Source organism: Streptomyces catenulae (genome assembly GCF_000718015.1).
Lineage (GTDB): Bacteria > Actinomycetota > Actinomycetes > Streptomycetales > Streptomycetaceae > Streptomyces > Streptomyces catenulae.
Window position 1 is genome coordinate 45339 of record NZ_JODY01000010.1, and the last position, 14590, is coordinate 59928.

Annotated in this window: 8 protein-coding genes; 3 read left to right on the top strand and 5 right to left on the bottom strand. The window is 73.2% G+C overall.

Translation table 11 applies throughout. The features are described 5' to 3' along the window. Positions 1-185: 185 nt before the first annotated feature. The 3 genes from IF23_RS0111715 to IF23_RS0111725 form a co-directional block, all read right to left on the bottom strand. Entirely contained in the window at positions 186-2708 is a 2523-nt protein-coding gene (locus tag IF23_RS0111715) for an ATP-dependent Clp protease ATP-binding subunit (protein ID WP_030282639.1), read from the bottom strand. A gap of 143 nt (positions 2709-2851) precedes the next feature. Beyond that, positions 2852-4012: an aromatic ring-hydroxylating oxygenase subunit alpha gene (locus IF23_RS0111720; RefSeq protein WP_030282641.1), complete on the bottom strand. Its 1161-nt coding sequence runs from the start codon at positions 4010-4012 to the stop codon at positions 2852-2854. A 36-nt stretch (positions 4013-4048) separates the two neighbouring features. Then, entirely contained in the window at positions 4049-6502 is a 2454-nt protein-coding gene (locus tag IF23_RS0111725) for a GcvT family protein (protein ID WP_030282642.1), read from the bottom strand. 434 nt (positions 6503-6936) lie between these two features. On the opposite strand from IF23_RS0111725, the gene IF23_RS0111730 reads away from it, so the two are divergent. Beyond that, a complete protein-coding gene (locus tag IF23_RS0111730; RefSeq protein WP_030282644.1) occupies positions 6937-8103 on the top strand; it encodes an NAD(P)/FAD-dependent oxidoreductase in 1167 nt (388 codons plus the stop codon). A 9-nt stretch (positions 8104-8112) separates the two neighbouring features. Here the strand turns inward: IF23_RS0111730 and IF23_RS0111735 are convergent, their stop codons facing one another. Together IF23_RS0111735 and IF23_RS0111740 are read right to left on the bottom strand one after the other, a co-directional pair. Next, the gene (locus IF23_RS0111735; protein WP_051739509.1) at positions 8113-10398 is read right to left on the bottom strand and encodes a tetratricopeptide repeat protein; all 2286 of its coding nucleotides are present in this window, start codon (positions 10396-10398) and stop codon (positions 8113-8115) included. Beyond that, positions 10395-10817 carry a hypothetical protein gene (locus IF23_RS0111740; RefSeq protein WP_030282647.1) on the bottom strand — a complete coding sequence of 141 codons (423 nt, stop codon included), beginning with the start codon at positions 10815-10817 and terminating at the stop codon, positions 10395-10397. The genes IF23_RS0111735 and IF23_RS0111740 overlap by 4 nt, the downstream gene beginning before the upstream one ends. 461 nt (positions 10818-11278) lie before the next feature. On the opposite strand from IF23_RS0111740, the gene IF23_RS0111745 reads away from it, so the two are divergent. Together IF23_RS0111745 and IF23_RS0111750 are read left to right on the top strand one after the other, a co-directional pair. Beyond that, the gene (locus IF23_RS0111745) at positions 11279-12118 is read left to right on the top strand and encodes an FAD binding domain-containing protein (RefSeq protein ID WP_030282649.1); all 840 of its coding nucleotides are present in this window, start codon (positions 11279-11281) and stop codon (positions 12116-12118) included. Continuing rightward, the gene (locus IF23_RS0111750) at positions 12115-14577 is read left to right on the top strand and encodes a xanthine dehydrogenase family protein molybdopterin-binding subunit (protein WP_078653923.1); all 2463 of its coding nucleotides are present in this window, start codon (positions 12115-12117) and stop codon (positions 14575-14577) included. The genes IF23_RS0111745 and IF23_RS0111750 overlap by 4 nt, the downstream gene beginning before the upstream one ends. The last annotated feature ends 13 nt before the right edge of the window (positions 14578-14590 follow it).

Sequence of the window (14590 nt, forward strand, 5' to 3'; positions counted from 1 at the left end):
GGGCAGTGCGTCCATCTCTCCGGTTTCCGGTGCCGAACGGGCGTTTCGCCATGACCCGGCCAGGTACCGGTATTCCGTTCTCCGTTCACCTTCCGGGAATTCCGGGGGCCTGTCAAAGAGCGGCCGTACGGCTCTGACCTGCGGCGTCCGCCCGGCGGCGCGGGGCGCGGCCGGGCGGGCACCCGTCAGGCCGCCGCGTCCTCCGTGCCTCCGGCGCCCTTGCGGACGGTGCAGTGCAGCGAGTCGTCGTCGCCCACGTCGGCGACGATCGTGTCGCCGGGGCCCGCCTCGTCGGCGAGGAGGAGGGAGGCGATGCGGTTGTCCAGCTCGGTCTGGATGGTGCGGCGCAGCGGGCGGGCGCCGAACTCCGGCTGGTAGCCGTGGGCGACCAGCAGCTTCTTCGCCGCCTCGGTGACCTCCAGCGTCATGTCCTGGGCGTGGACGCGGCGCTGGCTGCGGTCGAGGAGGTGGTCGACGATCCGGGTCAGATCGTCCTCGGTGAGGCTGTGGAAGAGGATGATGTCGTCGATGCGGTTGAGGAATTCCGGCAGGAAGCGCGCCCGCAGATCCGCCATCAGCTCGTCCTTCAGCTCCGACACCTCGCCCTCGTGCGCGATGATCCGCTGGGCGCCGATGTTGGACGTCATGATGACGACGCAGTGGCGGAAGCTGACGGTCCGGCCCTGGGCGTCGGTGAGACGGCCGTCGTCGAGGATCTGCAGCAGCGTGTTGAAGATGTCCGGGTGGGCCTTCTCCACCTCGTCGAAGAGGAGCACGCAGTACGGGCGGCGGCGCACCCGGTCGGTGAGCTGACCGGCCTCCTCGTAGCCGACGTAGCCGGGCGGCGCCCCGACGAGCCGGGCGACGGTGTGCTTCTCCTGGAACTCGCTCATGTCGAACCGGATCATCCGGTCCTCGTCGCCGAAGAGGAGTTCGGCGAGGGTCTTGGCGAGTTCGGTCTTGCCGACGCCGGTGGGTCCGAGGAAGAGGAAGGAGCCCACCGGGCGGTTCGGGTCGCCCATGCCGGAGCGGTTGCGGCGGACGGCCTCGGAGACGGCGGTGACGGCCTCGCTCTGGCCGACGATCCGCTCGTGCATCGCATCCTCCAGCTTCAGCAGCTTCTCCTTCTCGCCCGCGGTGAGCTGGGCGACGGGGATGCCGGTGCGGCGGGAGACGACGTCGGCGATGTCGGCGGCGGTGACCGAGACGACGCCCTCGCGGCGCTCCTCGATCCCGGCGAGTTCGCCCTCCGCCTCGGCGATCTGCCGCTTCAGTTCGGCCGCCTTGTCGAAGTCCTCGGCGGCGACCGCCTGGTCCTTCTCGCGGCCCAGCTTCGCGAGGCGGTCCTCGCGGCTGACGACCTCGGTGGAGCGTCCGGCGCTGCGCAGCCGCACCCGGGCGCCCGCCTGGTCCATCAGGTCGATGGCCTTGTCGGGCAGGAAACGGTCGCTGATGTAGCGGTCGGAGAGTTCGGCGGCGGCGGTCAGCGCGCCGTCGGCGAAGCGGACCTGGTGGTGCGCCTCGTAGGAGTCGCGCAGCCCCTCCAGGATCTGCACGGTCTCCTCGACGGTCGGTTCGGGGATCATCACCGGCTGGAAGCGGCGTTCCAGGGCGGCGTCCTTCTCGATGTGTTTGCGGTACTCGTCGATGGTGGTGGCGCCGACCACGTGCAGTTCGCCGCGGGCGAGGGCGGGCTTGAGCATGTTGCCGGCGTCCATGGCGCCCTCGCCGGTGGCGCCCGCGCCGACGACGGTGTGGAGTTCGTCGATGAAGAGGATGATCTCGCCACCGGCCTGCTGGACGTCCTCGATGACCTTCTTCAGCCGCTCCTCGAACTGGCCCCGGTACTGCGCCCCGGCGACCATCCCGGACAGGTCGAGGGCGACGACCCGCTTGTCCTTGAGGGTCTTGGGGACCTCACCGGCCACGATGCGCTGGGCGAGCCCCTCGACGATGGCGGTCTTGCCGACGCCGGGCTCGCCGATGAGGACCGGGTTGTTCTTGGAGCGCCGGGAGAGGATCTCCACGGTCTGCTCGATCTCGTCGGAGCGGCCCACCACCGGGTCGAGCCTGCCCGCCTTCGCCTCCTCGGTGAGGTCACGGCCGTACTCGTCGAGGGTGGTGGCCGGGGGTTTGGCGGCGGCGGGGGTGCCCTCGGCGCGGGCCGCGTCATCGGCCTGCCGCCGCACCTTGTCGACGTCGAGGTCCTCGGCGCGCAGCAGCCGGGCGGCGCCGGACTCGGCGCCCGCGCCGGAGGTGTCGAGGAGGGCCCCGAGGATGTGTTCCGGGCCGATGTAGGAGACGCCCGCGGCCTGGGAGCGGTCGTAGGCGGCGGCGAGGGTGCGTTTGGCGGCGGGGGTCAGGCCCGGTTCGGCGGAGGGTTCGCCGGATTCGCGGGGCAGCACGGTGGCGATACGGGAGCCGAGGCCGTCGGGGTCGACCCCGGCGCGGGTGAGGAGGCCGCGGGCCGGTTCGACCTGGGTGGCGGCCCACAGCAGATGCTCGGTGTCGAGGTCGGAGGTGCCGTCCTCGGCGGCGCGCCCGGCGGCCAGGTTGATCAGCTCCTGGGACGACTCGGTCAGCAGCCGCCCGATGGGGACGCGCTGGACGGCGGGGGGCGAGGACGCGGGGGACATCCCGAAGAACCGGTTCAACAGGTCGCTGAACGGATCGGACGCGCCGAAAGCGGAACCGAACGGCATCGACATGGTTGCTCCTGGTGCGTGGGGGTCGCTCTCACTCAAGCGCGGCCCCCGGCGCTCCGCAAACGGAGGACGGCCCCGCCCCGGAGCGCCCCCCGCCGCCCGGCGCACCGGCCCGCACCGGCCGGTGCGCCGCCTCGCCTCGCAGGTCAGGCGGGGTCGTCCGCGAGGGTGTCGGTGACCCAGCGGTGGAAGGCGCCGATGTGATGCTCGCTGGGGACGAGGACGCCGCCGTCGCGGTAGGCGCGGGAGTCCATGGCGGGCTGGGTGCGGGCGCAGGCGTCGAAGTCCTGGGTGTTGACGCGGTGGAACAGCTCCACCGACGGGGTGATGTCGGCGCCGTCCGCCAGCACCTCGGGCCGATAGAGCCAGTCGCACTCGACGGTGGTGCGGTCGGCGGCGACCGGGAACATCCGGTGGACGATGACGTGGTCGGGGACGAGGTTGACGAAGACCTGGGGGCGGAGGGTGAGTGCAAAGTAGCGGCGGTCCTGGGTGTCGTCGATGCCGGGCAGCCGCCCGAAGCCGCCGGTGCCGTCGACGGTGAACCCCTCGGCCTCCGCGGCGAAGGCGGCGCCGTGGCCGACGTAGTACTGGGCGGCGAGCCCGTCGGCGAACTCCGGGAGGACGTCGGTGAGTTCGGGGTGGATGGTGGCGCAGTGGTAGCACTCCATGAAGTTCTCGACGATGAGTTTCCAGTTGGCGGGCACGTCGTAGGTGATCCGGCGGCCGAGGGCGAGGGTCTCGGTGCCGTAGCGGTCGAGGGCGGTGGGGTCGCCGAGGCGTTCGGTGGCGGCGCCGATCACGCTCTCCTCGAAGGACGGCGGCTCGTCGGCAAGGCAGACCCAGAGGTAGCCGAGCCATTCCCGCAGGTGGACGGCGAGGAGCCCGCGTTCGGTGCGGTCGATGCCGGGCATCTGCCGCAGGTTGGGGGCGGCGGTGAGGCGGCCGTCGAGGTCGTAGGTCCAGGCGTGGTAGGGGCACTGGAGGGCGCGGCGGACGGTGCCGCTCTCCTCGGTGCAGAGGCGGGCGCCGCGGTGGCGGCAGATGTTGAGGTAGGCGCGGGGCTCGCCGCGCCGGTTGCGGGTGAGCAGCACGCTCTCCCGGCCGACCTGGACGGTGCGGAAGGCGCCGGGTCCGGTGAGGTCGGCGGCGCGGACCGCGCAGAACCACAGCCGCTCGAAGATCCGCTCCTGTTCGCGGCGGAAGACGGCGGGGTCGGTGTAGGCGGCGCCGGGCAGGGTGGCGCGCAGTTCACCGCTCGGCGCGGGCACATCCGCCCGGGGGCCGGTGACGGGGGTGGTGGTCATACGGGTCTCCTCGGGCGGTGCGGCGGGCGGTGGCGGTCAGCGGCGCAGGCGGGCCGCCTCCGGGGCGACGAGCGGTTCCGCGGCGACGGTCGCGGCGTACCGCTCGCCGAAGTAGCCGAGGTGGACGGCGGTGCCGGGCGCGGTGTGGGCGGCGGGCAGCCAGGCGTGGGCGACGCAGCGGCCGACGGTCGGTCCGTGGGCGGCGGAGGTGACGTACCCGACCGTCTCCCCGCCGACGTCCACCGGTTCGCCGCCGAGGACGGCCGCCGCCGGGTCGTCGAGGGTGAGACAGACCAGCCGGCGGCGGACGGCGGAATCGCGTCCGGCGAGGGCGGCGCGGCCGAGGAAGTCGCCCTTGGCGGGGCGGACGGCGAAGCCCAGGCCCGCCTCGTAGGGGTCGTGTTCGGTGTGCATGTCCTGGCCCCAGGCGCGGAACCCCTTCTCCAGGCGGAGGGCGTCCAGGGCGCCGCGCCCCGCGGCGACGGCGCCGAGGCCGCGGCCCGCCTCCCACAGCGTGTCCCACAGACAGCGCCCCAGGTCGGCGGTGGTGTACAGCTCCCAGCCGAGTTCACCGACGTAGGAGACGCGCTGGGCGAGGACCGGGACGGGGCCGAGGTGGGTCCGGCGGGCCCGGAAGCGGCCGAAGCCCGGGTGGGAGAAGTCCTCGCGCGTCAGCGGCTGGACGAGGTCGCGGGCGAGCGGGCCCCAGACGCCGATGCCGCAGGTGCCGGGGGTGAGGTCGCGGACGTGGACGCCGTCGGGGGCGTGGCGGCGCAGCCACACCAGGTCGGCGCCGCTGTTGGCGCCGATCCGGAAGCGGTCCTCGGTGAGGCGGGTGACGGTGAGGTCGGAGCGGATGCCGCCGTGCGTATCGAGCAGCAGGGTGTAGGTGACCGTGCCCGGCTCCCGGTCGAGTTGATTGGTCATCAGGTATTGCAGGAAGGCGAGCGCGCCGGGGCCCTCGACCTCCAGGCGGCGCAGCGGGGTCAGGTCGTACAGGCCGACGCGTTCGCGGGTGGCGCGGGCCTCGGCGACGACGACCGGCGACCAGTGGCGGGCCGCCCAGGCGTCGCGCGGCGGCAGGGCGAGCCCCTCCGCGAGCGGGGCGTTCGCCTCGTACCAGTGGGGGCGCTCCCAGCCGCCGGACTCCAGGAAGTACGCGCCGAGTTCCCGCTGCCGGTCGTGGAAGGGGCTGACCCGCAGTGGGCGGGGGTCGGCGGGCGGTTGGAGGGGGTGGACGACGTCGTAGACCTCGATGAAGCTGCGGGCGCCGCGTGCGGCGGCGTACGCGGGTGAGCGCTGGGCGCCCTCGAAGCGGTGCGGATCGCAGGCGTGCAGGTCGAGGGTGGTGTGACCGTCGGTCATCAGCTCGGCGACGGCGCGGGCGGCGCCCGCGGAGTGGGTGACCCAGACGGCCTCGGCGAGCCAGAAGCCGCGCAGTTCGGCCGCCTCGCCGAGGAGCGGCATCCCGTCCGGGGTGAAGGAGAAGACGCCGTTGAAGCCGTCGGCGACCTCCGCCCCGCCGAGCGCGGGCAGCAGTGCGGTGGCGTCGCGCCAACTGGGGGCGAAGTCCTCGGCGGTGAAGGGCAGCGAGGACGGCATGACCGGCGCGTCGTCGAAGGCGGGCACGGTGTGCGGGTCGACGGGCATCGGGCGGTGCGCGTACGAGCCGATGCCGAGCCGGTCGCCGTGTTCGCGGAAGTAGAGGTCGCGGTCCTGGAAGCGCAGCAGCGGACGGACCGCCTCGGGCCGCGGGCCGCCCGGGACGGCGAGTTCGGGCAGCGGCGCGGTCGTCGCGTACTGGTGGGCGAGGGGCAGCAGCGGGACGGTGACCCCGGCCATCGCGCCGATCACCGGGCCCCAGAATCCGGCGGCGCTCACGACATGGTCGGCGGGGAAGGTGCCGCGGTCGGTGACGACGGCGGTGACCCGGCCGTCGCGCCGCTCGATGCCGGTGACGGTGTGCCGGTCGAGGACGCGGGCGCCGCGGGCGGTGGCGCGGGCGAGCTGCGCCCGGCAGGCGGGCACCGCGCGGGCGATCCCGTCGTCCGGGGTGAACCAACCGCCGTACAGCAGCGAGGTGTTCAGCATCGGCCAGTGGCGGGCGCACTCCTCGGGGGTGATCAGGGTGCCGCGGATGCCCCACGAGGCGGCGAGGCGGGCCTTGCGGTGGAGGTCGGCCCAGCGCTCCTCGGTGGTGGCGACCTCCAGCCCGCCGACGGCGGAGAAGCAGGGCGCGCCGTCGGTCTCCAGGGCGGTGAACTTCTCAACGGTGTAGGCGGCGAAGCGGGTCAGGGTCCGGGACGGGCCGGTGGCGAAGACCAGTCCGGGGGCGTGCGAGGTGGAGCCGCCGGGGGCCGGGAGGGGGCCCTGTTCCAGGACGGTGACGTCGCGCCAGCCGCGGGCGGTGAGTTCGTCGGCGAGTGAGCAGCCGACGATGCCGGCGCCGATGACGACCACGCGGGCGTCGGTCGGGGATGCGGAAGGCATGTCCCTCCTTCGGGAGGTCGGGGCGGACGGTGCCGGGGCGCGCCGAGGCGGCGGGGACAAACGGAGAACACGGGGCGGAAGAGAGCCGTGGTGTTGCGCACTGCACTATCGGTTGCGCGATGAGAGACATAGTGGGAACGCCGCACCGGCACCGTCAAGGGGCGTGGAGGGCGCGGCCGGGAATCGCCCGAGGGGCCCCGAACGATCCCGGGGAACCGCTTGACGGGCCCGCGGCGCGCCGGGATTCTGTTGCGCAGAACGCTCCGTCGTGCGCATCGCGAAACGCCGTCCGGATGCAGGGCGGTGCGGTGCCCGCATGTCCGCACCGGCGCGACCGGCCGCCACCCGACCGGCGCCGCCGTCCCCCAGCCGCGCGGGACATCCCCGTCGCCGCAGGTGAGCCCGCATTTCCCGCGCGTCGAGGAGGACGCCCCATGCACACCGTCACGGTCATCGGCGCGTCACTGGCGGGGCTCGGCGCCGCCCGCGCGCTGCGCACCGAGGGGTACACCGGCCGACTCCTCCTGATCGGCGAGGAACACCACCGGCCGTACGACCGGCCGCCGTTGACGAAGGCGTTCCTCACCGGCACGGTCGACGCGTCCGCCCTCGCGCTCGCCGACGACGAGGAGACCGCCGCGCTCGGCCTCACCCTGCGGACCGGCGCCCGCGCCGTCCGCCTCGACCCGCGGGCCCGGTCGGTGACCCTCGCCACCGGCGAGGAGATCCGCACCGACGGCGTCGTCGTCGCCACCGGCGCCACGCCCCGCACCCTGCCCGGACCGGTGCCCGGCGGGGTGCACACCCTGCGCACCCTCGACGAGGCGCGGGCGCTGCGCGCCGCGCTGACCGCCGGACCGGTGCGGGTGGTGGTGATCGGCGGCGGTTTCCTCGGCGCGGAGACCGCCTCGTCGTGCGCCGCGCTCGGCCATGACGTGACGGTGGTGGAGACCGCGCCGCTCCCCCTCGTCCCGCAGTTGGGCGAGGCGATGGCCGGGGTGTGCGCCGCGCTCCACGCCGATCACGGGGTGCGGCTGCTGACCGGCACCGGGGTGGCGGGGCTACGGGCGGACGGTGCGGCGGACGCCGTCACCGGTGTCACGCTGGCCGACGGGCGGCTGCTCCCCGCCGACGTGGTCGTCGTCGCCATCGGGGTACGGCCGTGCACCGACTGGCTGGCGGACAGCGGACTACCGCTCGACGACGGGGTGATCTGCGACGCGGGCGGGGTGACGCCGCTGCCGCAGGTGGTGGCCGCCGGGGACGTGGCGCGGGCGGCGGGTGCGCGCGGCGAGCACTGGACCGCCGCCACCGAACAGGCGGCGTGCTGCGCCCGCAACCTCCTCGCGGGCCGCACCGTCGCCACCTGCCGGTCGCTGCCGTACTTCTGGTCCGAGCAGTACGGCGTCCGCCTCCAGTTCGCCGGACGCCGGGCCCCCGGGGACCTGCCGCGCCTCGTCGAGGGCTCCCCCGACGACCGCTCCTTCCTCGCCGTCTACGAACGCGACGGCCGCCCCACCGCCGCCCTCGCCCTCAACCGCCCCCGCCCCTTCGCCCGGCTGCGGCGGGAGTTGGGGCGGGCGGCGGATCCGGTGGGGTGAGGTAGGCGGTCAGGCGCCGTGCCGTGCAGAAGCCACCGCATCGGCACACAACTGGGTGATGCGGTGATCAGGGCCAAGAATTCGTTGTGCATCGACGTACGCACGATGCGCAATGCCTGCGGCTTCCTCCTCCGCTCCCGTCAGCGCCAGCATGTGCGCCAGCATGGCGCTCGCCTCCATGCAGAAGGGATGCTCATCGCCCCATTCCGAGGACCGGATACGAGCGACTTCTCGTGCTTCGGCGACCGCAAGGTCCCTGTCACCAAGATGCCAGGAAACCAGTGCGAAGGTGGTGCGGGCCGAGGTCGTCATCGGATGAGCCGAGCCAAAGTACGACCTGCAGGCCTGCAGCGCCGCCTGTGCCTCTGCGCCGACGTCGTCCCAGGACGGCAGGGGCTCCGTCAGATGCACTGAGGAAGCATCCGAGAGGATCTCACGCAGAACCCAGGCACGCATCAGCAAACAACGGCATGCGATCTCCTCACTCCGCCCGCCCTGCAGCTCAGTGACCACGTCCCTGAGCTTCTTGGCCAGCCGGAGTGCAATGTCCAGGTCACCGTTCAGGCAGTAGTTGTCCAACTGCACATAGAGGGTCTCGGCAGTCTCCGCGTGCGTGGGGCCTAGCAAGCGCTCTCTGACCTCCTGGGCACGGTGCGCGAGCTCCAACGCCTCAACGTAGCGTCCGAGCCTCCCGTAGACCCCTGCCAGCTGAATGCAGGCATCCCCCACCAACAGCGGCGCCGCCGCTTCATGATTCGTCGCTGCGCGGAGAGCCTCCTCCAGAAGAGGCTCCGCACCGGCGAAATCACCACTCTCGCTGGTGATCTTGCCCAAGGCGATGGCGTCGGCGGCCGCTGTTGCGTTCACCTCACCATCCATCGACCGCACGATTCCCTCGGCGAACGGCAGCGCGTCCTCCCAGCGTCCGGCAACGTCATAGCGGTGCCTCACTTGACGAGCCGCGCCTCGCACAAGAGCAGCGGTATCGTCGCGATGCAACAGAACCAGCACATGTGGCTCCGCAAGGCGCCTCGTAGCCTCCGTCACTGCGGCGTCTGATACAGCCCGGCTCACCAAGTGGGCCGCCGCCGTGGCCAGCTCCGCCCGCAACTCTCCCGGCATCCCCGCAGCAACCGTTTCGAGCAGCAGACCATGCGCAGTCACACAGCGAATGGGCCGCGACCCGTTCCCGACCGGTATTTCTACCAGGGCCACGAGAGATGCCGAGAGTAGCCCATGGAGAGCCGCCTCCAGCCGTTCTGGCCTGATCTTCGGTACGTGCGCTGCCTGCACCACCGAGGGGGCCAGCAGCGACAGCGGCACCGGGGCGTCTCCCCAACATGACAGTAATTGCAGGACCGCCTGCGATTCGGGGAGACCGCGGGAGGTCAGCGCATCGAGCGAAAGCTGCCAAGTCCTGCTCAGCATCTCCCGAGCACCACTGCCGACGCCCGCGCCTCGGTCCAGCAGAGCCACGGGGTTCTCACCAAGTCGTTCCAGATACTCCTCCACGGACCAGTTCTCCAGCAATTGCTGAGCAAGAAAGCCACCCGCCAGCGTCAAAGCCAGCGGATGACAACCGAGCCGCTGGGCCAGGATCATCGATGCCTCGTGATGGTGTGGCCCCGGCGCGAGGTCGTGCAGCAGTTGTGCCGCCTCCGCCACGGGCAGCACATCGACCTGGTGCAGCCGGGCCTTGACCGCCCCCCAGACCGTGCCGGTTGCCTGACGTGACGTCACTACTACCGTGCCTCGTCGCGAAGCCCGCAACCAGCCTCCGTGTAGGAGGTCCGGGTCGTCCGCGTTGTCCATCACCAACAGCCAGGGCTCCGGCGAGGCATCCAGCTGCCGCCACACCAGGTCGGCTGCGGCCCTGTGGCCTTCCTGCGCAGCCCGTACCTCCTCAGAGGACGCGCCCCTGTCGGCCGCCACTGCCAGCATCCCCGCACGAAGTTGTGACGACGTGGACGCATCAACCCAGAGTCCCACGGTTTCCGGCGTGACCTGTTCGAACAACCAGCGGGCCACAGCTGTCTTCCCACAGCCGCCGAAGCCGTGCAGTACGTGCACCCCGCCACCGGATCCCACCGCGGCCAGCAGTTCGGCGCGCAAATCCTCGCGGTCACGCAGCGCTGTTCGCAAGGGGGCGGAGAGTGCAACGCGTACCGACGTCGGGCTGGCGCCAACGGCCAGCCCCGTCCCGTGGTGGTGGTGCTCGGTGATCCGGATATCCCGTTCCGACTGGAAGATACGACCCTGCTCGTACGCGGCGGTGTACAGCCTGTCCTCGCTCATACCCTGCCTTCCCCGCCGACCCGCATGTCCCGGCCCGCCTGGTACACCCGGGCGTTGCCGGAGGCGGTGGCGTGCTGGGTGACGCCCGCGGCGGGTGCGTCGGGCGGGGTGAGGTCGGCGACGAGGGCGCGGAGTTCACCGGCGAGTTCGGGGTGGGCGGTGAGCAGGCGGCGCAGGCGCGCCTCCCACTCGGTGCCGCTGTCCGCGGCGACGGCGTCCCGCCCCGGGCCCTCCGGGGCGGTGAGCAACTCCTCGCGGGTGTCGTCGAGGTCACCGGCGATGCCCGGTGCCCGCTCGGGGCGGGCGCGCTGCCACAGGGCCAGGACGCGGTCGCGTACGCCGTGCCAGGCGTCGGTGGCCAGCGCCCCGACCAGCGCGGTCCCCGCACTGCTCGCCAGTGCGGTGATCTCTGGATCCACAACTCCCCCTCATGCCGGAACCTTTCGGACTCCCAGCGTAGGCGCCTGCGGCGGGCCCGCCGTTGTCTTTCGGCTTTCCCGCCGTTCGCCTGCGGCGGGCCTGCCGCCTTGTCTTCGGCTTTCCCGCCGTCAGGGTTGTTCGCGGTTCGCCTGCGGCGGGCCAGTCGCTATGTCTTTCGGCTTTCCCGCCGTTGGGGTTGTTCGCCGTTGCGCCTGCGGCGGGCGTGGATTGTCGGGAGCGGGGGCCCTCCTGCGGACTCCGTCCTCCGGAGGACCCCCTCCCGTGAGTGGGTGGAAAAAGGCCGGTGGGGGCGCGCCACCGTCTTTTCCCCACCCACAAACGGAAGGGGCCGGACCGCAGGACGGAGTCCGGAGGTCCGGCACCGCAGCCGAACAGCCCCACAGACAGCAGGCCGGCGCGGCCCCGCGCCAGCCACCCGTACCGTCCGGGCAGGAGAGTCATGAAACCCGCCGCGTTCCGCTACCACCGGGCCCGTGACGCCGACGGCGCGGTCCGGCTGCTCGCCGAGTTGGGGGAGGAGGCGAAGGCACTCGCCGGGGGCCAGAGTCTGGTGGCGATGATGGCCTACCGGCTCGCCCGGCCCCGGCACCTCGTCGACATCGGAGGGCTGCGGGAGCTGGATCGTCTTCGGACGGACGCGGACGGGGCGCTGCGGGTGGGCGCGCTGACCACCCATCACACCGTGGAGCGGGCACCGGACTCCCTCCTCGGCCCCGGTTTCGCGGTGGTGCGGGAGACGATGCGGTGGATCGGGCATCTGCCGATCCGCACCCGGGGCACCGCCGGTGGCAGCCTGGCGCACGCCGACGCGACCGCCGAATGGTGTCTGCTCGCGGTGGCCCTCGACGCCGAACTGCACGTCCTCGGGCCGCACGGGACGCGCCGGATCGCCGCCGCGGACTTCTTCCTCGGGCCGTACACCACCGCGCTGGAGCCGGACGAACTCCTCGTCGAGATCGTCTTCCCGCACCCGGCGCCGTACGCGGCGGTCACCGAATTCGCCGAGCGGCGCGGGGACTTCGCGCTCGCCTCGGCCGCCGTCGTACTGGACCGGGACGGCGGGACGGTACGCGGCGGGCGGGTGGCGCTCGGCGGTGTCGGGCCGGTGCCGCTGCGGGCCGCCGCCGCGGAGCGGGTGCTCGCGGACGGCGGCACCTTCGCGGAGTGCGCGCGGGCGGCGGCCGACGCGCTCCCGGAGGAGGGGCGCGGCGCGGCGTACCGGCGGCAGTTGATCCGCACCCTGGTGCGGCGGGCGTGTGAGGAGGCGGACGCACGATGACGGCGAGGACCCCCGAGGAGCGGCACGACGGGCACCGCGGACGCGACGGGCACGGGGTGCCGGACGGCGGCCACCGGCCGGGCGGCGCCGGGCACCCCGACTCCCCGCCCGCCGACGGGCCGGGGCCGCTGGTCGGCCGGTCGGTGCCGCGCAAGGAGGACCCGCGGCTGCTGAGCGGGCGCGGCCGGTTCGTCGACGATCTCTCCGAACCCGGCATGCTGCACGCCCAGTTCGTCCGCTCCACGGTCGCGCACGGGGAGGTCACCGTCCTCGATCTGGACGCGGTGCGGCGGGTGCCGGGCGTGGTCGCCGCGTTCGACGCCGCGGACCTGGGGCTGGGCGACATCACCGCCCGGCTGCACCGGCCGCCCGAGGAGTTCGCCGAGACCGCGATGCCGGTGCTGGCGCGGCGCCGGGTGCGGTACGTCGGGGAGCCGCTGGCGATCGTCGTCGCCCGGGACCCGTACGCCGCCGAGGACGGGCTGGAGGCCGCCCGGGTCGTGTACGAGGAGCGGGAGCCGGTGGTGGACGAGGCGGCGGCGCTGGCCGACGGGGCGCCGCTGGTGCACGCGGCGGCGGCCCGTAACACCCTGGTGGACGTCGCGCCGTTCGCCACCGAGGGCATCGACGACGTCTTCGCCGCCGCGCACCGCGTGGTGCGGGTCGAGGCGCGCACCGGACGGCAGAACGCGCTGCCGCTGGAGACCCGCGGCGCGCTGGCCCGCTGGGACGACCGGGCCGAGCAGCTGGTGCTGCGGACCTGCACCCAGGTGCCGCACCAGGTGCGGACCGTCGCGGCGGGCTGTCTGGGGCTGGACGAGCGGGCGGTGCGGGTGGTGGTGCCGGACATGGGCGGCGGCTTCGGGCTGAAGTGTGTGGTGGGCCGGGAGGAGATCGCGACCGCCGCGGCGGCGCTGCGGCTGCGCCGCCCGGTGAAGTGGATCGAGGACCGCAAGGACGCGCTGACCGCCTCCTTCCTCGCCCGCGAGCAGCACTACGACGTACGCGCCGCGTTCGCCGCCGACGGCCGGATCCTGGGCCTGGACGCCGACATCGTCTGCGACATGGGCGCCTACTCCTGCTATCCGTTCACCGCCGGGATCGAGCCGCTGATGGCGGCGGCGGAGCTGCCGGGCGTCTACCGGGTGCCCGCCTACCGGGTACGCGGCCGGGCGGTGACCACCAACAAGGCGCCGAGCGCGCCGTACCGGGGGGTGAGCCGCCCGCAGTACGTGATGGTGATGGAGCGGCTCTTCGAACGGGCCGCCCGGGAGCTGGACATGGACGCGGTGGAGCTGCGCCGCCGCAATCTCATCACCGACTTCCCCTACACCGGCGTCAACAACATCACGTACGACCCCGGTTCCTACCGTGAGTCGCTGGATCTGTGCGAGCGGACGCTGCGCGAGGAGGGCTGGTACGCGCGGCGGGACGCGGCGGCGGCCGAGGGGCGGCGGCTGGGCATCGGGTACGCCTGCTTCAACGAGCGCACCGGCTACGGTTCCGCCGCGTTCGCGCAGCGCCGGATGGACATGGTGCCGGGGTACGACCTCGCCGAGGTGCGGATGGACCCGGGCGGCGCGGTGTCCGTCACCTCCGGCACGATGAGCCACGGCCAGAGCCATGAGACGACGCTCGCGCAGATCGCCGCGGACACCCTCGGGGTGGCGCTGGCGAAGGTGAAGCTCCATCAGGGCGACACGGACCGGGTGCCGTACGGCTGGGGGACGTTCGCCAGCCGGTCGGTGACGATCGGCGGCAGCGCGGTGCGGCTGGCCGCGGAGCGGCTCGGTGAGAAGCTGCGGCGGCTGGCGGCGGCGCGGTGGGACATCCCCTGGGAGGAGACGGAGCTGCACCGCGGTACGGTGCGGCGCCGCGACGATCCGGGAACCGCCGTCGCCTACCCGGAGCTGGCCGCGCTCGCGCACTTCCGGGCGCATCTGCTGCCCAAGGGGCTGGAGCCGGGGCTGACCGCGACGGCGTCCTTCGACGTGTTCCACGACGGGACGTTCTCCAACGCCACCCACGGCGTCGTCGCCGAACTCGACGCGGAGACCGGCGGTATCACGCTGCTGCGGTACGTCTGCGTCGAGGACTGCGGGGTGGCGATCAACCCGCAGGTCGTCGAGGGGCAGTGCCGCGGCGGTATCGCCCAGGGCATCGCGGGCGCGCTCTTCGAGCAGATCACCTACGACGAGCGGGGCGAGCCGTCGGCGACCGGCTTCCTCGACTACAAGGTCCCCACCGCCCAGGAGATCCCCGACATCACCCTCTTCCACCTGGAGACGCCGTGCGCCTCCAACGCGACCGGCGCCAAGGGGGTCGGGGAGGGCGGCACGATCGGCGCGCCCGCCGCCGTCCTCAACGCCGTCAACGACGCGCTGCGCGCCACCGGCACCGAACTGGACACCCTGCCCATCACCCCCGAGGCGGTGCACCGCGCCCTGCACGGCGCCTGACCCGCGCCGCCCG

Excerpts from the sequence above, each read along its gene's own strand:
- IF23_RS0111715 (WP_030282639.1), bottom strand. The coding sequence starts at position 2,708 with ATGTCGATGCCGTTCGGTTCCGCTTTCGGCGCGTCCGATCCGTTCAGC.
- IF23_RS0111720 (WP_030282641.1), bottom strand. The coding sequence starts at position 4,012 with ATGACCACCACCCCCGTCACCGGCCCCCGGGCGGATGTGCCCGCGCCG.
- IF23_RS0111725 (WP_030282642.1), bottom strand. The coding sequence starts at position 6,502 with ATGCCTTCCGCATCCCCGACCGACGCCCGCGTGGTCGTCATCGGCGCC.
- IF23_RS0111730 (WP_030282644.1), top strand. The coding sequence starts at position 6,937 with ATGCACACCGTCACGGTCATCGGCGCGTCACTGGCGGGGCTCGGCGCC.
- IF23_RS0111735 (WP_051739509.1), bottom strand. The coding sequence starts at position 10,398 with ATGAGCGAGGACAGGCTGTACACCGCCGCGTACGAGCAGGGTCGTATC.
- IF23_RS0111745 (WP_030282649.1), top strand. The coding sequence starts at position 11,279 with ATGAAACCCGCCGCGTTCCGCTACCACCGGGCCCGTGACGCCGACGGC.
- IF23_RS0111750 (WP_078653923.1), top strand. The coding sequence starts at position 12,115 with ATGACGGCGAGGACCCCCGAGGAGCGGCACGACGGGCACCGCGGACGC.